The sequence below is a fragment of the Sporichthya sp. genome, from assembly GCF_013815995.1.
In the GTDB taxonomy this organism is placed as follows: Bacteria; Actinomycetota; Actinomycetes; order Sporichthyales; family Sporichthyaceae; genus Sporichthya.
The window spans coordinates 1-25,283 of sequence record NZ_JACDFE010000035.1; the positions used below are offsets into that span (position 1 = coordinate 1).

25 protein-coding genes are annotated in these 25,283 nt (G+C 71.1%); 2 read left to right on the forward strand and 23 right to left on the reverse strand.

Annotated features, from left to right (window positions below; all coding sequences use genetic code 11):
• Positions 1-42: 42 nt before the first annotated feature.
• The 9 genes from H0X00_RS06245 to pyrR all read right to left on the reverse strand — a co-directional run bounded on the left by H0X00_RS06245 (position 43) and on the right by pyrR (position 11,941).
• On the reverse strand, positions 43-1,422 hold the full coding sequence (locus H0X00_RS06245) for a hypothetical protein (RefSeq protein WP_293768137.1): 1,380 nt from the start codon (positions 1,420-1,422) through the stop codon (positions 43-45).
• Positions 1,423-1,541: 119 nt separating this feature from the next.
• Positions 1,542-2,867 (reverse strand): ATP-binding protein, encoded by a 1,326-nt coding sequence (locus H0X00_RS06250; protein ID WP_293768139.1) that lies wholly within the window; start codon positions 2,865-2,867, stop codon positions 1,542-1,544.
• Positions 2,868-2,896: 29 nt separating this feature from the next.
• Positions 2,897-3,586, reverse strand: coding sequence for a response regulator transcription factor (locus tag H0X00_RS06255; RefSeq protein ID WP_367186458.1), 690 nt, complete (start codon positions 3,584-3,586; stop codon positions 2,897-2,899).
• Positions 3,587-3,629: 43 nt separating this feature from the next.
• Complete coding sequence (locus H0X00_RS06260) at positions 3,630-4,712, reverse strand: quinone-dependent dihydroorotate dehydrogenase (protein ID WP_293768144.1); 1,083 nt, start codon at positions 4,710-4,712, stop codon at positions 3,630-3,632.
• A gap of 13 nt (positions 4,713-4,725) precedes the next feature.
• A complete protein-coding gene (gene carB / locus H0X00_RS06265; protein WP_293768146.1) occupies positions 4,726-8,052 on the reverse strand; it encodes a carbamoyl-phosphate synthase large subunit in 3,327 nt (1,108 codons plus the stop codon).
• Positions 8,039-9,184, reverse strand: a complete 1,146-nt coding sequence (carA, locus tag H0X00_RS06270) for a glutamine-hydrolyzing carbamoyl-phosphate synthase small subunit (RefSeq protein WP_293768148.1) — start codon at positions 9,182-9,184, stop codon at positions 8,039-8,041. Before carA ends, carB begins: the two co-directional genes overlap by 14 nt.
• A complete protein-coding gene (locus H0X00_RS06275; RefSeq protein ID WP_293768151.1) occupies positions 9,184-10,470 on the reverse strand; it encodes a dihydroorotase in 1,287 nt (428 codons plus the stop codon). The genes carA and H0X00_RS06275 overlap by 1 nt, the downstream gene beginning before the upstream one ends.
• Positions 10,467-11,417, reverse strand: a complete 951-nt coding sequence (locus H0X00_RS06280) for an aspartate carbamoyltransferase catalytic subunit (RefSeq protein ID WP_293768154.1) — start codon at positions 11,415-11,417, stop codon at positions 10,467-10,469. Before H0X00_RS06280 ends, H0X00_RS06275 begins: the two co-directional genes overlap by 4 nt.
• On the reverse strand, positions 11,414-11,941 hold the full coding sequence (gene pyrR, locus H0X00_RS06285) for a bifunctional pyr operon transcriptional regulator/uracil phosphoribosyltransferase PyrR (protein WP_293768156.1): 528 nt from the start codon (positions 11,939-11,941) through the stop codon (positions 11,414-11,416). Before pyrR ends, H0X00_RS06280 begins: the two co-directional genes overlap by 4 nt.
• A gap of 366 nt (positions 11,942-12,307) precedes the next feature.
• Here pyrR and H0X00_RS06290 point away from each other — a divergent pair, with 366 nt between their 5' ends.
• Positions 12,308-12,799, forward strand: coding sequence for a transcriptional regulator (locus H0X00_RS06290; protein ID WP_293768158.1), 492 nt, complete (start codon positions 12,308-12,310; stop codon positions 12,797-12,799).
• A gap of 34 nt (positions 12,800-12,833) precedes the next feature.
• On the opposite strand, the gene H0X00_RS06295 is transcribed toward H0X00_RS06290, so the two are convergent.
• The 11 genes from H0X00_RS06295 to H0X00_RS06345 form a co-directional block, all read right to left on the reverse strand.
• Positions 12,834-13,583, reverse strand: a complete 750-nt coding sequence (locus tag H0X00_RS06295) for a GAF and ANTAR domain-containing protein (RefSeq protein ID WP_293768160.1) — start codon at positions 13,581-13,583, stop codon at positions 12,834-12,836.
• Complete coding sequence (locus tag H0X00_RS06300) at positions 13,580-14,344, reverse strand: GAF and ANTAR domain-containing protein (RefSeq protein ID WP_293768162.1); 765 nt, start codon at positions 14,342-14,344, stop codon at positions 13,580-13,582. Before H0X00_RS06300 ends, H0X00_RS06295 begins: the two co-directional genes overlap by 4 nt.
• A 197-nt stretch (positions 14,345-14,541) precedes the next feature.
• Positions 14,542-14,826 (reverse strand): STAS domain-containing protein, encoded by a 285-nt coding sequence (locus H0X00_RS06305; RefSeq protein WP_293768164.1) that lies wholly within the window; start codon positions 14,824-14,826, stop codon positions 14,542-14,544.
• Positions 14,827-15,095: 269 nt separating this feature from the next.
• A complete protein-coding gene (gene nusB, locus H0X00_RS06310) occupies positions 15,096-15,506 on the reverse strand; it encodes a transcription antitermination factor NusB (protein ID WP_293768166.1) in 411 nt (136 codons plus the stop codon).
• Complete coding sequence (gene efp, locus H0X00_RS06315; RefSeq protein ID WP_293768169.1) at positions 15,503-16,066, reverse strand: elongation factor P; 564 nt, start codon at positions 16,064-16,066, stop codon at positions 15,503-15,505. The genes nusB and efp overlap by 4 nt, the downstream gene beginning before the upstream one ends.
• Positions 16,067-16,093: 27 nt before the next feature.
• On the reverse strand, positions 16,094-17,176 hold the full coding sequence (locus H0X00_RS06320; RefSeq protein WP_293768171.1) for a Xaa-Pro peptidase family protein: 1,083 nt from the start codon (positions 17,174-17,176) through the stop codon (positions 16,094-16,096).
• A gap of 136 nt (positions 17,177-17,312) precedes the next feature.
• Positions 17,313-17,741, reverse strand: coding sequence for a type II 3-dehydroquinate dehydratase (gene aroQ, locus H0X00_RS06325; RefSeq protein WP_293768174.1), 429 nt, complete (start codon positions 17,739-17,741; stop codon positions 17,313-17,315).
• A gap of 46 nt (positions 17,742-17,787) precedes the next feature.
• Positions 17,788-18,891 (reverse strand): 3-dehydroquinate synthase, encoded by a 1,104-nt coding sequence (gene aroB, locus H0X00_RS06330; RefSeq protein ID WP_293768176.1) that lies wholly within the window; start codon positions 18,889-18,891, stop codon positions 17,788-17,790.
• Entirely contained in the window at positions 18,888-19,433 is a 546-nt protein-coding gene (locus H0X00_RS06335) for a shikimate kinase (RefSeq protein ID WP_293768178.1), read from the reverse strand. Before H0X00_RS06335 ends, aroB begins: the two co-directional genes overlap by 4 nt.
• Entirely contained in the window at positions 19,430-20,626 is a 1,197-nt protein-coding gene (gene aroC, locus H0X00_RS06340; RefSeq protein WP_293768180.1) for a chorismate synthase, read from the reverse strand. Before aroC ends, H0X00_RS06335 begins: the two co-directional genes overlap by 4 nt.
• 42 nt (positions 20,627-20,668) lie before the next feature.
• Positions 20,669-21,232, reverse strand: a complete 564-nt coding sequence (locus H0X00_RS06345; protein WP_293768183.1) for an A24 family peptidase — start codon at positions 21,230-21,232, stop codon at positions 20,669-20,671.
• 229 nt (positions 21,233-21,461) lie between these two features.
• Here H0X00_RS06345 and H0X00_RS06350 point away from each other — a divergent pair, with 229 nt between their 5' ends.
• Positions 21,462-22,628 (forward strand): Ig-like domain-containing protein, encoded by a 1,167-nt coding sequence (locus H0X00_RS06350; protein WP_293768186.1) that lies wholly within the window; start codon positions 21,462-21,464, stop codon positions 22,626-22,628.
• A gap of 87 nt (positions 22,629-22,715) precedes the next feature.
• Here H0X00_RS06350 and H0X00_RS06355 read toward each other — a convergent pair whose 3' ends face one another.
• The 3 genes from H0X00_RS06355 to ruvX are packed head-to-tail and all read right to left on the reverse strand — an operon-like array spanning position 22,716 to position 25,211.
• Complete coding sequence (locus H0X00_RS06355) at positions 22,716-23,582, reverse strand: shikimate dehydrogenase (RefSeq protein WP_293768188.1); 867 nt, start codon at positions 23,580-23,582, stop codon at positions 22,716-22,718.
• Positions 23,579-24,739, reverse strand: a complete 1,161-nt coding sequence (gene mltG / locus H0X00_RS06360; RefSeq protein ID WP_293768190.1) for an endolytic transglycosylase MltG — start codon at positions 24,737-24,739, stop codon at positions 23,579-23,581. Before mltG ends, H0X00_RS06355 begins: the two co-directional genes overlap by 4 nt.
• Before the next feature lie 10 nt (positions 24,740-24,749).
• A complete protein-coding gene (gene ruvX / locus H0X00_RS06365; RefSeq protein WP_293768193.1) occupies positions 24,750-25,211 on the reverse strand; it encodes a Holliday junction resolvase RuvX in 462 nt (153 codons plus the stop codon).
• Between the last annotated feature and the right edge of the window lie 72 nt (positions 25,212-25,283).

Below are 25,283 nucleotides of genomic sequence, written 5' to 3' on the forward strand. Positions count from 1 at the left end.
GGCCAGGGGCGGGCGACGCCGGCATCGTCCGGCCGGTGCGGGTCAACCGCGCAGCTCGGCCGCCGCCCGCGCCGCCTGATCGGCAGCGGAGGCGACGTTCCCCGCATCGGATGCTCCCCGCAGCCCGCGCAGGGCGACATCGAGGGCGGTCAGGCGCTCTTCGGAGACGAATCCGGCCAGCCGGGCACGGATCCACTCGAGCACCGCCACCTCCCCGCACACCCCGGCCGTGTCTTTCGCGGCGGCATGTACCCGCAGCTGCTGGGCGTGCAGGTGGAACCGGTCGAGCTCCGCAGTGCCGAGGTAGAGCAATTCGAGGTCCAGCGCCGACTGCGCGAGGTCGACCGCAGCCTGGGACGCGGCCCGGGTGTTCTCGCCGGCTACCGCGCCCTTGAGGTCCGCGAGCGCCCGGGTCATCGTGGTGGCGACCCGCGGCGGGTAATTCTTCGCCGCGAGCCCGCGCCACAGCGCCTCCACCCTGCGCAGGGTCGGGTTCGCCGCCTCCCAGTCCGCCAGGCGCACGTTCTCCAGGATCCCCCAGGCGCTGGTCGAGACCAGCCGCAGCGCGGCCGGCACCAGCTCGTCGATCCGGTCGGTCGGCATCGCCAGGGCAAGCGCCTCGGTGTCGCCGTCGGAGCTGGTGTCGAACTCGCCGTAGCCGGGGGCGAAGACCTTGTCCGAGTAGGACCCGTCCAGGTGCAGCTCCCGCATGGTCACCGCACCCTCGAGCGGGCCGCGGGGGCCGGCGACCGTCTTGCCGACGTCGACCACCTCGACCTCTTCGAACACCACGCCGGTGATGTTCTCTGGCCGGAACACCTGACCGGGCGAGGGGACCGCGGGCATGATCATGGCCGGGGGGCCGTCGCGACCGGCCAGCCAGCTGCCCTCGGTGATCGTGACGGTGCCCTTGCGGTAGTCGTAGACGTCCTCGCCGAGGTACCACACCGCTCCGTCGTCGGCCTGGGCGTAGCGGTCGATCGCGACCTCGTCGAGCCGGCCGTCCAGGTAGGCGGTGTACTGCGACACCGCCACCGGAATCGCAACGCCGTCCACCGTGACCGAGTGCTCGCCGGGAATCAGCGTGGTCTCGGACCGGAACGGCTTGCCGTCCACGGTCCCGAGCAGAACGACCGAGTCCAGCCCGGCGATCGGGAACAGCGGGTTGGTGATCCGGGTCGGGTTGGAGAACGTCGGGCGCACGGTGTCCACCCGGCGTTCGGTGGGCGCGCACCCGGTGCCGCTGTAGGTGCCGCACCGGGTGACCGGCCACTCCACGGTCGTGCCCACCGCCGCGTCGGTCCCGCTCGTTGCGCTCGGTGCAGTGTCGGACCTGGCGGCCCCGGCCGCGGCGCACCCCGTGATCGCGAGCGCGGTCGCGGCCAGGAGCGCCGCCGGCCTTTTGCTCGTCACGATCGTCATGTCGATTCCTCTCTACCGCCGCGCTCCCGTCGAGCCGGCCACGGGCACCGTAGGAAGCGGATCTGAGAAGAAGATGAGCCACGCCAGGAACCCGCGGAGGCATCTGGAGTGACGGGGCGTCAGCTCGCGTTGGGGATCCGGATCCGCACGACGGTGCGCGGGCCCTCGACCAGGGACGCCGCCCCGCCATGCGCGGACGCGACGGCGGCGACGATGGCCAGGCCGAGCCCGACGCCGTCGCTGGAGCGGGCCCGATCCCCGCGGGCGAATCGTTCGAAGGCCCGCGGTACGAACTCGGCCGGAAACCCCGGCCCGCAGTCCGCGACGTCGATCTCGACGCCCCCGCTCACCTGGCGCGCGACCACGGTGATCTCGCCATCGCCGTGGCGCAGCGCGTTGTCCACGAGGTTGCCCAGCACCTGCCTCATCCGCAGCGGGTCGGCCCACACCAGCAACCCGTCCTCGGCCTCGGTCCGAATCACCCGGCCGTCCCGCTCGGCCCGGTCGGCGAACCGGTCCCGGAGCCCCGCCAGCAGGCGGTCCGCACCGAGGTATTCAGCACGAACCGGCAACTGCCCGTCCGCGGCCCGTGCGACCACGAGCAGGTCCTCCGCCAGCTGGGCAAGGCGATCGCACTCCTCCACCGCCGCCCCGAGGGCCACGCGTACCACCTCCGGGCAGTCACCCGCCTGAAGCGCACCCTCGAGCTCGGTCTTGATGATCGCGATCGGGGTGCGCAGCTCGTGGCTGGCGTCGGCGACGAACCGGCTCTCCCGCTCGTAGGCGCCGCGCAGCCGGGCCAGCATCTCGTTGAGCGTCTCGCCGAGCCGGCGGATCTCGTCCCGGGCAGCGGGCAGGGGCAGGCCCTCGTCCCCCTCGAGTAGGGACACCTCCCGGGCCCGGCGGCGCATCGCCTCGACCGGGGCGAGGCCCGCGGTCGCCAGCAGGTAACCGATCCCTGAAGCGAGGACGAGCGCGACCGAGCCGCCGAGGGCGAACGAGGTCACGACGCCGGCCAGCGCCTCGTCCCGGTCCCTCAGCGACTGTCCGACGACGACCACGACCGCCGAGGGCTCCGAGCGCAGGCCGCTCGTGGGCGATCGGGCCAGCAGGCGGACGCGCCCGTCCACGCCGGGCAGGTCCGCCTCTGCCCACAACGGCCGCGTTCCTGCCGCGACGGTCTGAGCGCCCGTCAGGGCCGGACCCCGCAGCGTGCCGACCGTGGCCAGCACCTGCCCGGCGGGTGAGATCAGTTGCGCGAAGGACTCCTCCGGATCCTCCAGCGCCACCCCCGCCAGCGTGGGCGTCCGCCCGGTGTCGGCCGCCGCGGCGACCCGCGAGCGCAGGCTCGCATCCACCCGGTCGTCGAGGTCGAGGCGCAACCGCAGGTAGACGAACGCCGCCGCGGCACCGAGCACCAGCAACATCGCCGCCCCGAAGGCCACGGTGAGCCTGACCCGGATCGGCAGCCGGTTCAGCGCCCACCGTCCACGCGCAGCCGGTAGCCGATTCCCCGCACCGTCTCCAGGGAACGCACACCGAACGGCCGGTCGATCTTCTCCCGCAGGTAGCGCACGTACACTTCGACCACGTTCGAGCGGTGCTCGTAGGCGAAATCCCAGGCCGCGTCGAGCAGCTGGAGCTGGCTGAGCACGTGCCCGGGCCGGCGCATGAACGCCTCCAACAACGCGTACTCCCGCGCCGACAGCTCGATCGCCGCGTCCCCCCGCGTCACCGCCCGGGCGGCGGGGTCGAGCCGGAGGTCCCCGACGACCAGCACGGGCGGGCGCTCCACCGGATCGCGCCGCGCCAGGGCCCGCAGCCGGGCGAGCAGTTCAGCCAGGGAGAACGGCTTGGTCAGGTAGTCGTCTGCACCGGCGTCGAGGCCGGCGACCCGGTCGGCGATCGCGTCCCGCGCGGTCACCATGATCACCGGCACCCAGATCCCGTCCCGGCGCAGCAGCCGGCACGTCTCGACGCCGTCGATGTCGGGCAGCATCAGATCGAGCACCATGGCGTCATAGCTCGCCGCCCGCACCATCCACAGCGCCTCGTCGCCGGTCCCGGCGACATCGACGACGACCCCGGCGCCGCGCATCGCGCGGGTCATGGCGGCGGCCATCCGCCTGTCGTCCTCCACCAGCAGCACGCGCACCTGCACCATCCTGCCTGGGCCGGATGAGAACGCGCTGAGAACGTCAGCCCGGCTACCGGTGGGCCGCGCCCGCCCGGGCGATCCGGCGGACCAGGCCAGGGCCGCCGTAGACGAAGCCGGTGTAGAGCTGCACTAGGCGGGCCCCGGCGTCGAACATCCGCTGCGCGTCGTCAGGGTCGAGGATGCCGCCGACGCCGATCACCGGGAGCGCGTCACCGGCTTCCTTGACGACGAAGGCCACGGTGCGGACCGCCATCGCGTGCACCGGGCGCCCAGACAGGCCGCCGGCCTCGCCGGCCCGGGAAAGGTCCGACGGGGCCAGCCCGCCGCGGCTGATCGTGGTGTTGGTGGCGATGATGCCGGCCACCCCGCGAGTTGCGCAGACCTCGATCACCTCGGCCACCGCGTCATCGGTCAGGTCGGGCGCGATCTTCACCAGTAGCGGCACCGGCCCGCCCGGCCCGGCCGCGGCCACGGTGTGCCCGCGCAGAGCGCTGAGCAACTCGTCCAGCGCGGACCGGTCCTGCAGTGAACGCAGGCCCGGGGTGTTCGGCGAGCTGACGTTGACCGCGATGTAGTCCGCGTAGGGCAGCAGCACCTTGAGCGAGTTCAGGTAGTCCTCGGTCGCGCCGGAGACCGGGGTCACCTTGGACTTGCCGAGGCTGATCCCGACCGGGACCGGCGCCGGGCCGAGCGCCGCCAGCCGGGCCGCCATGGCCTGCGCACCGCGGTTGTTGAAGCCCATCCGGTTGATGATCGCCTCGGACTCCACCAGCCGGAACAGCCGCGGCGCCGGGTTGCCCGGCTGCGGGTGCCAGGTGACGGTGCCGACCTCGACGAAGCCGAACCCGAGCGCCCCCCAGGCCGGGATCGCGACCGCGTCCTTGTCCATGCCGGCGGCCAGCCCGACCGGGTTCGGGAAGCGGATCCCGAACAGCGTGGTCGGTGCCGACGGCCGCGGCAGCTTCGCCAGCGCGGCCCGCCGGCGCGGACTGTCGCCGGCCTGCTCGAGGATCCGGATCGTGCGGTGGTGCGCCGCTTCCGGGTCGCCGCCGCCGGAGGCGAACAGCGCCTTGCGGGTGAGCGCGGTGTACGCCGACCGCATCAGGCGGCCACCCCACACAACGGATGACATCCGCAGCGAGTGGTCATCGGCGGGTGGCCCACAGGGCGGCGGCGTACTCCTGCAGTGGACGCACCTCGATGTTGCCGGCCAGCAGGGCCTCGATGCCCTGCACCGCCGCACCGAGGCCGGGCACGGTCGTCACGCACAGGGTGTTCGAGCCGACCGCCGCGGTCCGGATGTCCCAGCCGTCCACCCGCGAACCCACCCCGAAAGGCGTGTTCACGATGAGCGCGATCTCGCCGTTCTGAATGCGCGTCACAATCGTCGGCTCGCCGTCCGGCCACTGGGCGGTGGCCGGGCCGGGGCCGTGGTGGCCCTTGCGCACCACGGTGGCCGGGACCCCGTTGCGGCGCAGGACGTCCGCGGTGCCGCCGGTGGCGAGGATCTCGAAGCCGAGGTCGTAGAGCCGCTTGACCGGGAACACCATCGAGCGTTTGTCCCGGTTGGCGACCGAGACGAACGCCGCGCCCTTGGTCGGCAGCGATCCGTAGGCGCCGGCCTGCGACTTGGCGAACGCGGTGCCGAAGGTGGTGTCGATGCCCATCACCTCACCGGTGGAGCGCATCTCCGGGCCGAGGATGGTGTCGACGTGGGTGCCGTCGGCGGTACGAAACCGGTTGAAGGGCATCACCGCCTCCTTCACCGCCACCGGCGCGTCGTAGGGCAGGTCGGCGCAGTCGCCCCTCGGCGGCAGGATCCCCTCGGCGCGCAGGTCGGCGATGGTGGCGCCGAGCATCACCCGGGCCGCCGCCTTGGCCAGCGGGACCGCAGTCGCCTTGGACACGAACGGCACCGTGCGCGAGGCCCGCGGATTCGCCTCCAGGACGTAGAGCACGTCGGCGGCGATCGCGTACTGCACGTTGAGCAGACCGCGTACACCGACGCCGCGGGCGATCGCCTCGGTCGAGGTCCGGATCCGCGCGATGTCGGAATTGCCCAGGGTGATCGGGGGCAGCACGCAGGCCGAGTCGCCGGAGTGGATGCCGGCCTCCTCGATGTGCTCCATGACCCCGCCGAGGTAGAGCTCGGTCCCGTCGTAGAGCGCGTCGACGTCGATCTCCACCGCGTCGTCGAGGAAGCGGTCGACCAGGACCGGTCGGTCCGCGGTGATCTCGGTGGCGCGGGAGATGTAGTCGGCGAGCATCTCCTCGCTGTAGACGATCTCCATGCCGCGTCCGCCGAGGACGTAGGACGGGCGGACCAGGACCGGGTAACCGACCTCGTCGGCGATCGCCTTGGACTCGGAGAAGGAGAACGCGGTCCCCCACTTCGGCGCGGTCAGCTGCTCCTTGGCGAGCACCCGGCCGAACGCTCCGCGGTCCTCGGCGAGGTGGATCGCCTCCGGTGAGGTGCCGACGATCGGGACGCCTTCGTTCTTGAGCGCCTGGGCCAGGCCCAGTGGGGTCTGCCCACCGAGCTGGACGACCACGCCGACGACCTCGCCGGCCTGCTGCTCGGCGTGCACGACCTCGAGCACGTCCTCGAGGGTGAGCGGCTCGAAGTAGAGCCGGTCGGAGGTGTCGTAGTCGGTGGAGACGGTCTCGGGGTTGCAGTTGACCATCACGGTCTCGTAGCCGGCGTCGCGCAGCGCGAAGGAGGCGTGCACGCAGGAGTAGTCGAACTCGACGCCCTGCCCGATCCGGTTCGGCCCGGAGCCGAGGATGATGACCTTCGGTTTCTGACCCGGCCTCACCTCGGTCTCCTCGTCGTAGGAGGAGTAGTGGTACGGGGTGTGCGCCTCGAACTCTCCCGCGCAGGTGTCGACGGTCTTGTAGACCGGCCGGATGCCGAGGGCGTGCCGCACGCCGCGGACCACCGGCTCCGGGATGCGCCGGATCTCGGAGATCTGCGCGTCGGAAAAGCCGTGGCGCTTGGCCAGGCGCAGCAGGTCCGGGTAGAGCTGCTCGGCCTCCAGCAGCTCGGTCGCCACCTCGTGCAGCAGCAGCAGCTGGTCGAGGAACCAGGGATCGATCTTGGTGGCGTCGAAGAGTTCCTCGACGGTGGCCCCGGCCCGGATCGCGCCGGCTACGTCGCGCAGCCGGCCGTCGTAAGGCGTGGCCACCTTCGTCAGCAGCGCTCCCTTGTCGCCCGGCTCCCCCGCCCAGGTCAGGGTGGCGTCGCGCTTCTCCAGCGAACGCAGCGCCTTCTGCAGCGCCTCGGTGAAGTTGCGGCCGATGGCCATCGCCTCACCGACGCTCTTCATGTGCGTGGTCAGGCGGGCGTCGGCCTGCGGGAACTTCTCGAACGCGAATCGCGGCACCTTGACCACCACGTAGTCCAGGGTCGGCTCGAAGCTGGCCGGCGTGACCTGGGTGATGTCGTTGCGGATCTCGTCGAGGGTGTAGCCGATCGCGAGCCGGGCGGCGATCTTGGCGATCGGGAACCCGGTGGCCTTCGACGCCAACGCCGAGGAGCGCGAGACCCGCGGGTTCATCTCGATGACGATGATCCGGCCGGTGCTCGGCTCGACCGCGAACTGGATGTTGCAGCCGCCGGTGTCGACGCCGACCGCGCGGATGACATCGATCGAGATGTCCCGCAGGCGCTGGTACTCACGGTCGGTCAGGGTCAGCGCCGGCGCCACGGTGATGGAGTCGCCGGTGTGCACGCCCATCGGGTCGAGGTTCTCGATCGAGCAGATCACGACCACGTTGTCCTTGCGGTCGCGCATCAGCTCGAGCTCGTACTCCTTCCAGCCGAGGATCGACTCCTCGATCAGGACCTCGGGCGCGCGCCCGGCCTGCAGGTCGGAACTGGCCGTCAGGCCGGCGCCGGCGATGCGCTTGAGGTCGGTCTCGTCGTAGGCCATCCCGGAGCCGGAGCCGCCCATGGTGAAGGACGGGCGCACCACGACCGGATAGCCGAGGTCGGCGACGGCCTTGAGGCAGTCGTCCATCGTGTGGCAGATCGCGGAGCGCGCGCTCTCCGCCCCGATGTCGGCGACGATCTTCTTGAACTTCTCGCGGTTCTCCCCCGCCTCGATCGCGTCCACGTTCGCGCCGATCAGCTCGACGTCGAACTCCTCCAGGACGCCGGCCTCGTGCAGGGCCATCGCCGCGTTCAGCGCGGTCTGCCCGCCGAGGGTCGCCAGCAGGGCGTCCGGGCGTTCCCGCTCGATCACCTTGCGGACCATCTCCGGGGTGATCGGCTCGATGTAGGTGGCGTCCGCGATGTCCGGGTCGGTCATGATCGTGGCCGGGTTGGAGTTGATCAGCGAAACCCGCAGGCCTTCGGACCGCAGGACACGGCACGCCTGCGTGCCCGAGTAGTCGAACTCGGCCGCCTGGCCGATGACGATCGGGCCGGAGCCGATCACCAGGACCGACCTGATGTCCTCACGCCGAGGCATGCGCACGTCCGTTCTTGCTGCTCATCAACTCGGTGAACCGGTCGAACAGATAGGCGGCGTCGTGCGGACCGGCTGCCGCCTCCGGGTGGTACTGGACGGAGAAGGCCGGCACGTCCAGGCAGCGCACGCCTTCGACGACGTCGTCGTTGAGGCAGACGTGGCTGACCTCGGCCCGGCCGTACGGAGTGTCCGAGATCCGGTCGCGCGGCGCGTCCACGGCGAAGCCGTGGTTGTGCGCGGTGATCTCGACCTTGCCGGTGATGCGGTCGATCACCGGCTGGTTGATGCCGCGGTGGCCGAAGCGCAGCTTGTAGGTGCCGAAGCCGAGAGCCCGGCCGAGGATCTGGTTGCCGAAGCAGATGCCGAACAGCGGCACCCGGGCGTCCAGCACTCCCCTCGCGATGTCCACCGCGTAGTCCGCGACGCCGGGGTCGCCCGGGCCGTTCGACAGGAACACCCCGTCCGCGTCGAGGGCGAGAACGTCGGCCGCCGTGCAGGTCGCGGGCACCACGTGCACCTCGATGCCGCGCTGGGCCATCCGGTGCGGGGTCATCGCCTTGATCCCGAGGTCGACGGCCACCACGGTGAAGCGCTTCGGCCCGATCGCCGGGACCACGTAGGGCTCGGGGGTGGAGACCTCCTTGGCCAGGTCGGCGCCGAGCATGCTCGGGCTCGCGAGGACCCGGGCGTGCAGGGCGACCGGGTCGGTCTCGGAGCTGGAGAGCCCGACCCGCATCGCGCCGGCGTCGCGCAGGTGCCGGGTCAGCGCGCGGGTGTCGATGCCGGAGATCCCGACGACCCCGGACTCGTCGAGCTGGTCCTCAAGCGGCCGGACCGAGCGCCAGTTGCTCGGGATCCGCGCCGGGTCGCGCACGACGTAGCCGGCGACCCAGATCTTGCGGGACTCCGGGTCCTCGTCGTTCACCCCGGTGTTGCCGATGTGCGGGGCCGTCATCACGACGACCTGCTTGTGGTAGCTCGGGTCGGTCAGCGTTTCCTGATACCCCGTCATGCCGGTGGAGAAGACCGCCTCGCCGAAGGTCTCCCCGGCGTGGCCGTAGGCCTCGCCGTGAAAGGTCCGGCCGTCCTCCAGCACCAGCAGTGCCGGTCCCCTTCGATTCTGCCGGGCCATCAGGCCAACTTCCCGTCGAGCACGGTGGCATTGCCACGCAGGAAGGTCGCGTACACGGTGCCGGGCAAGGTCATCGTCCGGTACGGCGTGTTCCGGCTCTTCGAGGCCAGCGCGTGGGGTTCGACGGTCCAACTGGCGCTCGGGTCGATCAGCGTCACGTTGGCCGGCGCCCCGACCTCCAGGGCACGACCGTGCCCATCCACCCGGCCGATCCGCGCCGGGCGGGTCGACATCCGGTCGGCCACCTCGGCCCAGCTCATCAGGCCGGTGTCGACCATGACCTGCTGGACCACCGAGAGTGCGGTCTGCAGGCCGAGCATGCCCATCGCGGCCGCAGCCCACTCACAGTCCTTGGCCTCGTCCGGGTGGGGGGCGTGGTCGGTGGCGACGGCGTCGATGGTGCCGTCGGCCAGGCCGGCCCGCAGCGCCTCCACATCGGCGGCCGTGCGCAGCGGCGGGTTCACCTTGTAGATCGGGTCGTAACTGGCGACCAACTCGTCGGTGAGCAGCAGGTGATGGGGCGTCACCTCGGCGGTCACGTCCCAGCCCTTGCTCTTCGCCCAGCGGATCAGCTCCACCGAGCCGGCCGTCGACACGTGGCAGACGTGCAGCCGGGAGCCGACGTGCGCGGCGAGCAGGCAGTCCCGGGCGATGATCGCCTCCTCGGCGACGGCCGGCCAGCCTCCGAGGCCGAGCACCGCGGACATCTCGCCCTCGTTCATCTGGGCGCCCTCGGTGAGCCGGGGCTCCTGCGCGTGCTGCGCGATGACCCCGTCGAAGGCCTTGACGTACTCCAGCGCGCGGCGCATCAGGACGGCGTCGGAGACGCAGTGCCCGTCGTCGGAGAACACCCGCACCCCGGCCGGGCAGTCGGCCATCGCGCCGAGCTCGGCCAGTTGCTCGCCGGCGATCCCGACGGTGACCGCGCCGACCGGACGGACGTCGGCGTGCCCGTACTGCTGGCCCAGGCGCCAGACCTGCTCGACCACGCCGGCGGTGTCGGCGACCGGGGAGGTGTTGGCCATCGCGTGCACCGCGGTGAAGCCGCCGAGCGCCGCAGCCTGCGTGCCGGTCTCCACCGTCTCGGCGTCCTCGCGGCCGGGCTCGCGCAGGTGCGTGTGCAGGTCGACCAGGCCGGGCAGCGCGATCAGACCGTCGGCGTCCACGACGTGTGCGCCGGTGGCACTCAGGCCGCATCCGATCTCGCTGATCCGGCCGTCGGCGAGCAGCAGGTCGGTGGGCTCCCCGCCGAGGGGCCGTACCCCCCGCAGCAGGTACGAGCTCATGACGTCTCCTCCGTCGAACCGATTGCTGATTCGCTCCCCGAGAGGAGCAGGTAGAGCACCGCCATCCGGACGCTCACGCCGTTGGTGACCTGCTCGACGATCGTCGACCGGGGCGAGTCGGCGACCTCGGCGGCGATCTCCATGCCGCGGTTCATCGGGCCGGGGTGCATCACTATGGCGTGCTCGGGCATCGCGGCGAACCGCAGCCCGTCCAGGCCGTAGCGGCGGCTGTACTCGCGGGCGCTCGGGAAGAACGCGGCGTTCATCCGCTCGTGCTGGACCCGCAGCATCATCACCACATCGGACTTGGGGAGCTCGGCGTCCAAGTCGTAGGAGACCGCGCACGGCCAGGTCGCCACTCCGACCGGCAGCAGCGTGGGCGGCGCCACCAACGTCACCTGCGCGCCCAGGGTGTGCAGCAGGCGCACGTTCGAACGCGCGACCCGGCTGTGCAGGATGTCGCCGACGATGGTGACCCGGCGGCCGTCGAAGGACCCGAGGCGCCGCCGCATCGTGAAGGCGTCGAGCAGGGCCTGGGTGGGGTGCTCGTGGGTGCCGTCGCCGGCATTGACCACGCTGCCGCGGATCCAGCCCGAGTTGGCCAGCCGGTGCGGGGCGCCGGAGGCGTGGTGGCGAACCACCACCGCATCCGCGCCCATGGCCTCCAGGGTCAGCGCGGTGTCCTTGAGGCTCTCGCCCTTCGAGACCGAGGACCCCTTCGCCGCGAAGTTGATGACGTCGGCGGAGAGCCGTTTTGCGGCCGCCTCGAAGGAGGTCCGGGTCCGGGTGGAGTCCTCGTAGAACAGGTTGACCACGGTGCGCCCGCGCAGGGTGGGCAGCTTCTTGATCGGCCGGTCGGCGAGGCGGGCCAGCTCCTCGGCGGTGTCGAGGATGAGCAGAGCGTCATCGCGGCTCAGGTCGGCCGCCGACAGCAGGTGCCGCTTCATGTCTGCTCCCCCTTCACTCCCAGCATCACGACGTCGAGCCCGTCGAGCTCCTCCACGCGGACCGCGACGGTCTCGGACAATGAGGTCGGCAGGTTCTTGCCGACGAAGTCGGCCCGGATCGGTAGCTCGCGGTGGCCGCGGTCGACGAGGACGGCGAGCTGGACCGCCCGTGGCCGGCCGATGTCCTTGAGCGCGTCCAGCGCGGACCGGATGGTCCGCCCGGACATCAGCACGTCGTCGACCAGCACGACGACCTTGTCGTCGATGTCGCCGGGGATGTCGGTACGACCCAGGCCGCGGGCCGGACGCAGAGCAAGGTCGTCGCGGTACATCGTCACGTCCAGTGACCCGGCCGGCGGCGCGTCGCCCTCGACCTCACCGATCCGCTCCGCCAGGCGGAGGGCAAGCGGAACGCCGCGGGTCGGGATGCCGAGCAGGACCAGGTCGCCGGCGCCCTTGTTGCGTTCGACGATCTCGTGGGCGATACGCGTCAGAACGCGACGGATGTCGGAGGCCTCCAGCACCGGACGACCGGGCGAGGCGGGGACACCCCCATGATCAGGAATGCCCGCTGGGAAGCTGTTCTCAGGCGCGCTCATATGCCGTTCTGGACCCCCTTGCCCGCCTCTCGGGACGGGCTTTAAAGGACGCCTTGGATGGTGCCGACACTAGCAGTGTGAGCCCCGGTAGCGGCCGGGGCCCGCGCCGTCCACTGCAAGGGCACGATCGGGTGATACGTATTGACGCCGAACCTCACTCTGCGTAACGTCACACTCTGTAGCGCTCACTGCCGCACTTGCGTACGCCGCGTAATTGCCGCCGCATGGTCGTGAAGGCACTACATGTTTCTCGAATCGCCCGTCAAGCTCAATCGTCACCAGGAGTAGCCCGTGCCCACCGAATATGCGAAAGCGTTGGGTGCGCGACTGCGCGCGATCCGCACCCAGCAGGGCCTGTCCCTGCACGGAGTCGAGGAGAAGTCCAAGGGCCGCTGGAAGGCGGTCGTGGTGGGCTCCTACGAGCGCGGCGACCGCGCCGTGACCGTCCAGAAGCTCGCCGAGTTGGCCAGCTTCTATGGCGTCCCGGTGGCCGAACTGCTGCCGGGCGGGGCCCCGAGCGGGGCAGCCGAGCCGCCCCCGCGCCTGGTGATCGACCTGGAGCGGCTCCAGCAGGTGCCGACAGAGAAGGCCGGCCCGCTGATGCGCTACGCGGCGACCATCCAGTCCCAGCGCGGTGACTACAACGGCAAGGTGCTCTCGATCCGCCAGGACGACCTGCGCACGCTGGCCGTCATCTACGACCAGCCGCCGTCCAGCCTGACCGAGGAACTCATCAACTGGGGCGTTCTCAGCTCCGACGCCCGCGGCGCGCTGGACATTTAGCCTGTACGTGTAGCGACGAGCCAGGGCCGCAGCGCTACGGCAGGAGGCCTTTGCCGGCCGCGTGGGAGAGCAGGACGTCCGGCGGAAGCCCCCGGCTGACCATCCGGGCGGCGACGTCCGCGAGCTGCAGGTTGTGGTCGCGCGCATAGCGGCGTAGCACTGCGAAGGACCGATCCATGTCCAGGCCGCCCATCTGGGCGAGGATGCCCTTGGCCTGCTCCAGGGTCACCCGGCTCGTCAGGGCTGCCTGCAGGTGCGCGTTGAGCGCCTTGCCGTCGGCGGTTGCCCGCTCGGCCACCAGGGCCACGCTCGCGACGTGGGCGAGGGCCTGACCGAGAGCCAGATCCTCCTCGTTCAGCGTGCCCACCTCGGCGCCGAACAGCCCGAGAGTGCCGAGGATCGTGTTCCGCAGCCGCATCGGCAGCGCGTGCACCGAGGAGAAGCCGGCCGCCAGGGCCGCCGGGACGAAATCGGGCCAACGTTCCGTTGCGGCGGCGAGATCCGGCACCTCCACGACCACGCCGTCCCGGAAGCAGTCCAGGCACGGTCCCTGCTCGCGCTGAAGCTGCAACAGCTCCAACGCCAGCGTGCCCTCCGACGAGGCCGCCATGACGTGCAGCACGCCGCGCGAGTCGGCGAGCAGCAGGCCCGCCTCCGCGACGTCGAGCAGCCGGGCGCAGTCAGCGGTCAACCCCAGGTAGAGATCCAGCAGGTCGTGGCCGTCGACCAAGCCGTTGGCGATCGACACGAACGCCTCGGTGACGGCCCGCTCGCGGTCGTTCACGACGATCCTCCAGGGGCGGCGCCCGGTCCCGGGGGGTCTTCGGCCAGGCTCAGCTGTCGGGCCACGATGCGGCGCGCGGTCTCGGCGGCGGTGAGGCCGTAGGCGAAGGCGTGGGCGCGTAGGCGGACCAGGGCCTCCTCCGGCCCGACGTCCAGCTGCGCCATCACCATGCCGGTGGCCTGGTGGATCTCGAGCCGGTTCAGCGGGCCCAACAGGGCCTGCGCCTCCTCGAACTCGTCTCCGCGCGAGCCGTCGGTGGCCGTCTGAGCCGTCATCAGATCCACCAGCGGTCCGGCCACCAGCTCCGCGGCGAGGACCCCGCCGGCCAGGGCTTCGCCGCCGAGCATGCAGGGCGCGATCCGGTACAGGTCCAGCGCACCGATGTGGGCGTCCGCAAACGGGACCGGCAAGGCGTAGACGGCGCGCACCCCGGCGCCGAGCACCGCGTCGGCGTACGCGGGCCAGCGGGTTTCCTCCGGATCCTGCAGATCGCCCACCAGGACCGGTCGCGCGGTACGAACCGAGTCCAGGCACGGGCCCTCACCGAAGGTGAACTGGTACTCGTCGAGGCGCCGACTCAATTCGTTGCTGGCGCCGAAAGTGCCCCGCATGACTCCGTCGGCGACGATCGACACCGCCGCGCCGTCCACACCCAGCAGGTCGACGCAGGCGCGGCACAGCCGGTCGGCGGCCGCGAGTCCCGGGTCGCCGGCCGCGATCGCCGCGCCCATCTGGGCTCGCAATTCGTCCCGGGGGGCCAAGCCCCACTCCCCCTTCGAGACGCTCGCGCGTGTGGCGCCCCGGCGCTAGTTGCCGGGGTTGTGCCCGACAGTTCGGTCCGCGCCTTCCAGCGCGCGGCCTGGACTCGCCCGATGACCACCCCGGGCGGGGCCGGGTCGCAGCAAACCGAAGATCGCCCGCCAGCGCAACCGGATCGCGGCGCGGTGCCGTGCGCGCGTCATCGCGGGAGCTCCTGGTCATCGCGAGCCGGATGCGCGAGGCGGAGAAGTTGCCGCGGGCCGCGGGCGGCGGGCGGACGGACCCGCACGTGTAAACCGCCGTTCCTCGCCGCGAGCTCGGCGCGCTCCGCGCAGCGCAGCCCGGTGGAGTCCAGGAACGTCACGCCTTCCAGGTCCAGCAGGAACTCCCGGACGTCCCCGGGGAGGGCGGCCCGGCAGACCGCGCGGACCTCGGCGGTGAGGAGCGGCGCCGTGGCGAGATCGAGTTCACCGACGCCGGTCACGCCGACGAGGCCCTCCTTGATCCACCCGGTGGCCGTGAACAGCGGAAAGGATGATTCGCCGGCAGGGTGACCGTTCCGGCGGAGCGGTACACCGGGAAGCGGGCGAGGGGCCGCGGTGGGCGACGTGGGCGCGGTGGGCGCGCCTGCAGATTTCATGGGGAACTCCGGCTCGTTCGATCGACCGATCGAATGCCGCCGGGGTCCGGAGCAGCTTGTCCTCAGGGACAAACCCGACTGTACGCCCTGGTGTCAACCAGGGGCCGGAGGCGCTACAGGGCCAGGGTGGGTTTGAGGTCGAGGATGCGCCCGAGCAGCCCGTTGACGAACCTCGGCGACTCGTCCGTGGACAGCTCCCGGGCCAGCTCGACGGCTTCGCTGACCGCGACCGCGTCCGGGACGTCGTCGGCGAAGAGCAACTCGTAGACCCCGACCCGCAGCACGTTGCGGTCCACCGCGGGCATCCGGTCCAGCGTCCAGCCCACGGAGTAGGTGGACAGCAGCTCGTCGATGCGGACCCGGTGCTCGGTGACGCCCTGGACCAGGATCTGGGCGTACTCGACCACCGGCGGATCGTTGCCGGTGACCCGCTCGGAGAGGGTCTCCAGGACCCCGCGCTCGCGGAGCTCGGCCTCAAAAAGAATGTCGACCGCGCGCTTTCGGGCCTTGCCGCGCGCGCTCAAGAGTTGATGCGCCCCAGGTAGTCACCACTGCGGGTGTCGACCTTGACCTTCTCGCCGGTGGTGATGAACAGCGGCACGTTGATGGTGGCGCCGGTCTCCAAAGTGGCCGGCTTGGTGCCGCCGGTGGAGCGGTCCCCCTGCAGGCCGGGCTCGGTGTAGGAGATCAGGAGCTCGACCGAGGCCGGCAGCTCGACGAAGAGCACGACGCCCTCGTTCTGCGCCACGGTGGCGATCTGGTTCTCCAGCATGAAGTCCGCGACCGAACCGACGGTCGCGCCCGGGACGTTGAGCTGCTCGAACGTACTCGTGTCCATGAACACGAAGTCGTCGCCGTCCTTGTACAGGTACTGCATGTCGCGCTTGTCGACTGAGGCGGTCTCGACCTTGATGCCGGCGTTGAACGTCTTATCGACGGTCTTGCCGGACATGACGTTCTTCAGCTTGGTCCGCACGAAGGCCGGACCCTTGCCGGGCTTGACGTGCTGGAACTCGATGACGGTCCAGAGGTTGTTGTCGATCTTGAGCACAAGACCGTTCTTCAGGTCGTTCGTCGTCGCCATGGGGCGGTCCTCCGAATTCAGGCCGCGTCAGTCGAGGACGAGCAGCTCTTTAGTGGTCACGGTCAGTAGCTCAGGCCCGCCGTCACTGGGTTCTCGGACCACCAGGGTGTCCTCGATGCGGATCCCGCCGACCCCGTCGAGGTATACCCCGGGCTCGATCGTGACCGGCGTGAGCGCACGCAGTCTACCCGTGGATGTAGCGGCGATCAGCGGCGCCTCGTGGATCTGCAGGCCGACGCCGTGCCCCAGGCCGTGGCTGAAGTTCAGGCCGTGACCTGCGGCTTCGACCACGGAACGGGCCGCGCCGTCGACCGCGGTGAGCTCGACGCCCGGCCTCAGCGCCTCCCGCCCGGCCCGCTGGGCGGCGAACACCAGGTCGTAGAGCTCGACCTGCCAGGGCGCCGGTTCGGCGCCGACGACGAAGGTGCGGGTCATGTCGGAGTGGTAGCCGGCGACCCGGGCGCCGAAGTCGATCTTGAGCAGGTCGCCGTAGGCGATCCGGCGGTCGGTGGGCCGGTGGTGCGGGATCGCGGAGTTCTCCCCCGCCGCCACGATCGTGTCGAAAGCCGCCGCCTCCGCGCCCTTGTCCAGCATCCGGCGCTCGAGTTCGCGGGCGACGTGGCGCTCGGTCCGGCCCATCACCAGCCCCTCGAGGATCTCGGCGAGAGCGGCGTCGGCGATGGCGGCGGCCTCCCGCAGCGCGGAGATCTCCACCTCGTCCTTGACGGTGCGCAGCTCCTCGACGGCCGGGCCGAGCGGGACCAGCTCGGCCTGCCCGGCCAACTGCCCGTGCAGGTCGACGGTGACGTGGTGGGACTCGAAGCCGAGGCGGCGCACCTTGAGCTTGTCCGCCCGCCCGGACAGCGCGACCGCGCAGGCCCGCTCCACCTCGAGCTCGACGTCGGGCGCCTGGGCGCCGGCCTGAGCCACGTAGCGACCGTCGGTGGCGAGCAGGGCCGTGTCGGACGTGACCAGCAGCGCTGCGTTGGAGCCGGTGAACCCGGTCAGGTAGCGGACGTTGACCAGGTCGGTGATGAGGGCCGCGTCGACGTCAGCCGCCTGGATCGATGCACGCAGCCGTTCCCGGCGCGCCTCGTGGATCTCCGGCATGCGAATCAGACTACGGCGGCGGGCTCTCGTCGGCTGAGGATCAAGGTTGAAACAGAAGTGACACGGATTGCCGATTCGGTCGCACCACCAGTCACACCCTTGATCCTCAGCCTTCGCCGCGACGCTTTCCGTGGCGTCAGAGCCTGGCGAGGGCCGCCAGGGCCAGGCGATACGAGTTGATGCCGAAACCGGCGATGGTGCCGGTGGCGACGCCGGCGATCACGGAGTTGTGCCGGAAGGACTCCCGGGTCGCCGGGTTGGAGATGTGCACCTCGATCAGCGGCGCGCGCAGCTGCGCGCACGCGTCCCGCACCGCGTAGGAGTAGTGCGTGAACGCGGCCGGGTTCAGGACCACCGGGATCGCGTCGTCGGCGGCGGCGTGCAGCCAGCCGACCAGTTCGGCCTCGTCGTCGGTCTGGCGCACCTCGACGTCGAAGCCGAGCTCCTTGCCGGTTTCCTGACAGACCGTCACCAGACCGGCGTAATCGACCGAGCCGTACACGTCGGGCTCGCGCGAACCCAGCCGGCCGAGGTTCGGCCCGTTCAGCACCCAGACGACGCTCATGCCGCCATTCTCATGCCTTCGGCGCTGCACTGCTCTGCTCGATTGTTCACTCGCTTCGCTCGCTCACTCGCTTGTACGCCTCGACCAGGTCCTCCGGCGCGGGCGACTCGGCGATCACGGGCGTGCCGAGTCCGTCGAGCACGACGAAGCGCAACCGGTCCGCGCGGGACTTCTTGTCCACCCGCATCGCGGCGTGCAGTTCCTCCCAGCGGTCCCCGCGGTAGCTCACCGGCAGGCCGATGTCGGAGAGCACCTTGCGGTGTCGGCGGACCAGCTCATGGGGGATGCGGCCCTGCAGCGCGGCCAGCTCGGCCACGAACACCATGCCGACCGCGATCGCCTCACCGTGCCGCCAGCGGTAGTCCTCGACCTTCTCGATCGCGTGCCCGAGGGTGTGGCCGTAGTTGAGCATCTCCCGGCCGATCGAGCCGACGGCCCCGGTCTCCTTGAGATCGACGGCGACCACGTCGGCCTTGACCTGGATGGCGCGGGTGATCAGCTGAAGGGTGTGCGGGCCGGTCGCGACGGCCGCGGAAGCCGAGTCGGACTCGACCAGGTCCAGGATCACCGGGTCGGCGATGAAGCCGGCCTTGACCACCTCGGCCATGCCGCTGACCCACTCCGGGCCGGGCAGGGTCTCCAGCGCGGTCAGGCTGCACAGCACGCCCGCCGGGGTGTGGAAGCTGCCGACGAGGTTCTTGCCGGCCGCGGTGTTGATGCCGGTCTTGCCGCCGACCGCAGCGTCGACCATCGCCAGCAATGTGGTCGGCACGTGCACGACCTTGACCCCGCGCAGCCAGGTCGCGGCGACGAAGCCGGCCAGGTCGGTGGTCGCGCCGCCGCCGACGCCGACGATCGCGTCGGAGCGGGTGAAGTTGGCGTCGCCGAGCGCCTGCCAGCAGGCCGCGGCGACGGTGGCGGTCTTGGCGTCCTCGCCGTCCGGGACCTCGATCAGCCGGACCGGGAAACCGGCCTCGCCCAGCGTCTTCCCGACCGAAGTGCCGAAGTCGTGCAAGGAGACCGGGGCGATCACGGCCACCTGCGCGACGCCGGACCCGAGCAGCGCAGGCAGCTCACGGGTCACGGCGTGGCCGACCACCACGTCGTACGGGGCCGGTCCGCCCACGCGGATGGTCGTGGCGTCACTCATGAGTCGGCGCCCTTCGCGGCCGGGGTGAAGGCGGCGATCACAGCGTCGGCAACCGACCCGGCGGAGCCGTCGGCAGGAACGGTCACGGTGGCCACCTCGAGGTAGAAGTTCCGACGGGCTTCCATCAGCTTCATCAGTTGCGAGCGGGGATTGCCGAGCAGGAGCGGCCGGTCGCGGTTGAACCCGACCCGGCGGCTGGCCTGGGCCAGGCCCACGTCGAGGAACACGACGGTGTGCTCGCGCAGCAGGGCGCGGATGCCTTCGTCGAGGATCGCTCCACCGCCGAGCGAGAGCACGCCGCAGTGGTGGGCCAGGGCGTCGGCGACGGCGTCTTTCTCCAGCGCCCGGAAGGCGGCCTCCCCGTCGTCGACGAAGATCTCGGCGATCGGCTTGCCGGCCTTGGCTTCGACATCGGCGTCCGTGTCGCGCAGCGGCACCGCCAGTCGCTTGGCGACCAGCTTGCCCACCGTGGACTTGCCCGCCCCCGGCGGTCCGACCAGGACGACCCGCGGTCCGCCTGACTCCGTTGCCCCGGCGTTCACGCGAGACCGCGCCGGGCCAACTCGTCCCGGTAGGCGGCGACGTTGCGGGCGGTCTCGGCGACCGAGTCGCCACCGAACTTCTCCAGCACCGCGTCGGCGAGCACCAGCGCGACCATCGCCTCGGCGACCACACCGGCGGCCGGCACAGCGCAGGCGTCCGAGCGCTGGGCGATGGCGATGGCCGGCTCCAGGGACCGGACGTCGACGGTGTCCAGCGCCTTCGGCACGGTGGAGATCGGCTTCATGGCGACCCGTACGCGCAGGGCCTCCCCGGTGCTCATGCCGCCCTCGGTGCCCCCGGCGCGACCGGTGCGCCGGCGGACCCCGTCCGGACCGGTCTCGATCTCGTCGTGGGCGGCGGAGCCGCGGGTGGCGGCCAGCTCGAACCCGTCGCCGACCTCGACGCCCTTGATGGCCTGGATTCCCATCAGCGCGCCGGCGAGGCGGGAGTCGAGTCGGCGGTCGCCGTGCACGTGCGAGCCCAGGCCCGGCGGCAGGCCGTGCACCACGACCTCGATCACCCCGCCCAGGGTGTCGCCGTCGGCCTTCGCGGCGTCGATCTCGGCCACCATCGCAGCGGAGGCGTCCGGGTCCAGGCAGCGGACCGGGTCGTTGTCGACCCGTTCGGAGTCATCCGGGCCGGGAATCACGCCGGCGGGGGCCGCCGCGGTCCCGATCCGGACCACGTGGCTGATCACGACGGCCTCCACGCTCTGGGCCAGGAAGGCCTTGGCGACCGTACCGAGTGCGACCCGGGCCGCGGTCTCCCGCGCGCTGGCCCGTTCCAGGACCGGGCGGGCGTCGTCGAAGCCGTACTTCTGCATGCCGGCCAGGTCGGCGTGACCGGGCCGGGGCCGGGTCAGCGGGGCGCTGCGGCCGCTCTGGCCCAGGGCTTCGAGCTCCTCGGCGCCGATCGGGTCGGCGGCCATCACCCGGTCCCACTTGGGCCACTCGGTGTTGCCCACCTTGATCGCCACCGGCCCGCCGAGGGTGCTCCCGTGGCGCAGCCCACCCAGGAACTCGACCTCGTCGGCCTCGAACTTCATCCGGGCGCCGCGGCCGTAGCCGAGCCGACGCCGGGCGAGCTCGGCGGCCACCTCCTTGGTGGACGTGCGCACGCCGGCGGGAAGGCCCTCCAGAATCGCGACGAGGGCGGGGCCATGGGATTCCCCAGCGGTGAGCCAGCGCAACATGGGCGGAATTCTCCCACGTGCCGCCGGTCGGGAGCGCCCGCCTCAGTTCGCGTACCAGTCCCCCACCTCGGCGCCGGCCAGGATGCCGATCACCGCTCCGGCCAGCATGAACGGGCCGAAGGCGATCGATGAGGACCACTGGGCCCGCCGGGTGAGGAGCAGCGCCAGGCCGACGACGGCCCCCGCGGCGAAGGCCGCCAGCGTCCCCACCACGAGCGCATCCCAGCCGGCCCAGCCCAGGTAGAGCCCGAGCACGCCGGAGAACTTGACGTCGCCGTAGCCCATCCCGGCCGGGTTGATCCGGGCGATCAGATCGTAGAAGCCGATCAGGATCGCCATCCCGGCCAACGAGCGCCAGGCCCGCTCGGAGTCGTCGTCGGAGATCGCGGCCAGCCCCAGCAGCGCCCCGGCGACCGGATACGCAGGCAGGGTCAGCCAGTTCGGCAACCGGTGCTCGCGAAGGTCGATGACGGCCAGGGGGATGCCGATGCCGGCGAGGAGCACATGGGCCGGGAGCGCGGCCGAGTTACCGAGGTGGATCCAGAAGACCAGAGCGAGCCCGACCGCGCTCAAAGCGGCCATCTCCCAGCGGATCTTCGCGGTCACTTCAATTTCGTCCCATCTGTCACTTGCGTGTCTTCCGTATTCACAGGTACTGCAGCCATAGTGATCATGGAGATTCGTGCGGATACTGGGGACAGAACCCGACAAATCGGAACATTTGTCGGGTTCGGCCGACCCGGTCAACCACACGGCGGGGATCGGCGTCTTTGGTACGCGGCACGGGGTCCGCCGCGGGACAGACGCTACGAGGGTTCAGGACGGTCAGGGCACGATGAAGCGGAACACGATGCGGGCGGCGGCGCTGGTCGGCGCGTGCGTACTGGCCCTGACCGCGTGCGGGGACGGGGACGACAAGCTCGCCCCGGTCTCGGCGCGTTCCTCGATGGGCCTGGCGATCTACCCCTCTTACGACGCCACCGGCGTGAAGCCGGACAGCACCGTCACGGTCAACGGCACCTACGGCCGTCTGGACGAGGTCCAGGTCTTCGACTCCGAAGGCACGGTGATCTCTGGCGCTTTCAGCGAGGACCGCAGCGCGTGGGTCGCCGGCCGCCGCCTGGCCCCGAACGAGCAGTACACCGTGATCGCCCGCGGCACCAGCGAGAACGGGTCGGCGGTGAGCCAGACCAGCAAGTTCAGCACCCTCCAAGTGGCGGCGAAGAACCAGACCGGCAGCACGCTGATCAGCCCGCCGGACGGCAGCACCGTGGGCATCGCGCAGCCGGTCGTGGTCGCGTTCAACCACAACATCGTCAACCGCGAGGCCGCGCTGCAGGCGCTGACCGTCGAGACCTCGGAAGAGGTCGAGGGCGGCTGGTACTGGATCGACGCGCGCGAGGTGCACTGGCGGCCCAAGGAGTACTGGCCGACCGGCACCAAGGTGACCGTCACCGAGAACCTGGTCGGGATGGACCTGGGCGACGGCGAGTGGGGCGTCAGCCGCCGCGAGAATTCGTTCACGGTCGGCCGCGAACAGTTCATCAAGGTCGACGTGAAGCGCCGCGAGCTGACCGTCGTCCGCAACGGCAAGACGATCAAGCGCGTCGACGTCTCGACCGGCAAGCCGGGCTGGGAGACGCGCAACGGCATCAAGGTCATCATGGACAAGGAACTCGGCAAGATCTGGACGAACGACGCGATCGACGCCCCGGAGAACTACCGGCTGCGCTCGTCCTACGCGCTGCGGATGACGAACTCCGGTGAGTTCCTCCACGACGCGACCTGGAACGGCCGCATCGGCTCGGCCAATACCAGCCACGGCTGCGTGGGCATGAGCCTGTCCGACATGCGCTGGATGTTCAGCAACACGATCATCGGCGACCCGGTCGTCACCATCGGCTCCCCGAAGAAGTTCACCGAAATCTGGAACCGCTACCAGGACTGGAACGTGGACTGGGACCAGTGGGAGACCGGGAACTTTGATCTTTCCGACGGCTGAGTTCGCACCCTCCTGCGGACTCTGGTCGCGCGGGCGGGCTATCGCAGCGTCTTGATACCCCGACCACGGCACCAGAGTCATTGCTCGCTACCGGCGCCCGAGCTCGGCCAGACCGGCCGCGAGCATCGCGGTGACGACGGCGGGCCGGTCCACGTTCTGACGGGTCATCAGTTCCACCTGGAGTACGGCTTGGTGGACGAGCAGGTCGAGGCCGCCCAGCACGGCGCCGGTCCAGGCCGCCGCCAGGGGCGTCGGCCAGGGGTCGTACAGCACGTCGAACAGCACACCCGGTGCCGCGGGCACGGCCGCGGCGAGGTGGTCGGTGGTGCCCTTGGGCGTCGTGGCGATGACGAGCGGGGCGGCCAGCGCTCCTCCGGAACGGCCGGCGTCGCCCCACGCGCGAACCCGTAGCTCGAGCCCGTAGTGCTCGGCGACCGGCCGCAGTTCGGCCGCCCGCTCGGGAGTGCGCACGAACACCTCGGCCGGCCCGGTGCAGATCTGGGCCAGCGCGGCCACCGCAGCCGCAGCCGTCGCTCCTCCACCGAGCACAGTGGCGGTCCCGACCTCGGTGACGCCTGCGGCGGCGAGGGCGTTCACCATGCCGGGCACGTCGGTGTTCGCGCCGTGCACCGCGCCACCGCTGAAGGTGAGGGTGTTCGCGGCGTTCGTGACAGTGGCGACCTCGTCCAGGTCGGCGCACAGCGGAATGGCCGCGCGCTTGAGCGGCATGGTCAGCGACAGCCCGCACCAGTCCCCCGGGAGATCACCGCCCAGGCGGGCCAGGAACGCCGCCAGGCCGTCCTCCGCCACCTCGTGGGCGTCGTAGATCCAATCCAGGCCGAGCGCGTCGTAGGCGGCCGCGTGCAGCACCGGGGAGAGCGAGTGCCGGATCGGCGAGCCGAGGACCGCGGCCCTCTTCCCTGGTGGGCCTGGTGGGCCTGGTGCATGGGTCACCGGCCGGGGTTGGCGCGCAGCCAGGCCCGGAACTCCTCGACGTTGCGGGCGTGCTCCGCGGCTGTGACGCCGTACTTGGTCTCGCCGGTGTCCGGGTTGACCGCGACGAAGAAGATCCAGTCTCCCTCGGCCGGGGCGAGGGCGGCCTCGATCGCGGCCTGCCCGGGCGAGGCGATCGGACCGGCGGGCAGGCCTGCGATCTTGTAGGTGTTGTACGGCGAGTCGAGCGCGCGCTGTTCGGCGGTCGTGGTCACCGACTTCTTGCCGCCGTTGGCGTAGATCACCGTGGTGTCCAACTGCAGGCGCATGCCGTCGTCCAGGCGGTTGTAGATCACCCGGGCGATCTTGGGCATGTCCACGGCCAGCTTGGACTCGGCCTGGACCAGGCTCGCGATGGTCAGCACCTCATACGGCGACTTGCCGACCGCGGCGGCGCGGGACTCCAGGTTGGTGTCGGTCAAAGCCTGGTTGAAGCGCTTGACCAGCTGCGCGAGCACCGAGGCGGCGGTCGCATTCGGCTCGACGTCGTAGGTGGCCGGGAACAGGAAGCCCTCGGGATTGTTCTTGGCCCAGGTCGGCAGGCCGAGGGACTTGGGGTTCGCCAGGACCTTGGTGAAGTCGGCCTCGTCGATGCCGGACTCCTTGGCCAGCCTCGCCACGGTCTCCGCGACGGTCTTGCCCTCCGGGATGACGATCCGCGCCAGGATCCGTGAGGACGGCTGGAGCATCTTGGCCAGCGCCTCGTCGGCGGGCATGTTCAGGTTCAGCCGGTAGTAGCCCGGGCTCAGGGTCGCGGCCCGGGAGTCGTCCCGCGCGGCCGCGACGAAGCTGCCCTCGGTCCGGACCACCCCGGCCTCTTCCAGCGTCCGACCGATCGCGCGGATGCTCGAGCCCCGCTCGACCTGGATGACCTTCTCCGCACCGGGCGGGCCCTCGAAGTCGGCGGTGCCCTCGGTGAGCTTGTGGTAAACCCGCGAGATTCCGACCGTCGACGCGGTGGCGATACCACCGAGGAAGAGCAGCGAGATCACAACCGCGATCAGCTGCTTGCGCCGCCTGCGGCGGTGAGGCTTGCGGGGTCGCTTGGCACCGCCGTCGGAGGCCCGGACGGGCTCGTCGGCGGCGGGGGCGTCCGGCTGCGGGCTGTAGTCACTCACGTCCCGCTGATTATCCCAGATCCGGGACCGGAACAGGCTCTCCCGGCGCGTCCCCGGTCACCCGTTCGGAGTCCAGGGCCGTCTGGAGGAACACCACGGCGGCGGCCTGGTCGATGGCGGAGCGCCCCTTCTTGGCGTTCACGCCCGCCGCGCGCATCTGCGAGCCGGCCGTCACCGTGCTCAAGCGCTCGTCCACCAACCGCACCGGGCACGGCAGCGCCGCCGCCAACCCGCCCGCGAAATCGCGGACGATCCGGGCCGCCTCGCCCTCCCGCCCGGACAGTCCTCGCGGCAGGCCGAGCAGGACCTCCAGCACCTCGTGCTCGGTCGCGAGCGCGGCCAGCCGCCCGACGTCTCCGCCGCCCCGCCGCACCGTCTCCAACGGGAACGCGAGTATTCCGGACGGGTCGCACGCCGCGACCCCGATCCGGACCGACCCGAGGTCGACCGCCAGCCGCACCCCGCGCCGCATCAGCTGTCCGCAACCGCCCTGGCGACGGCCGCGAGGGCCTCGTCGATCCTCGACGCGTCCTGGCCGCCGCCC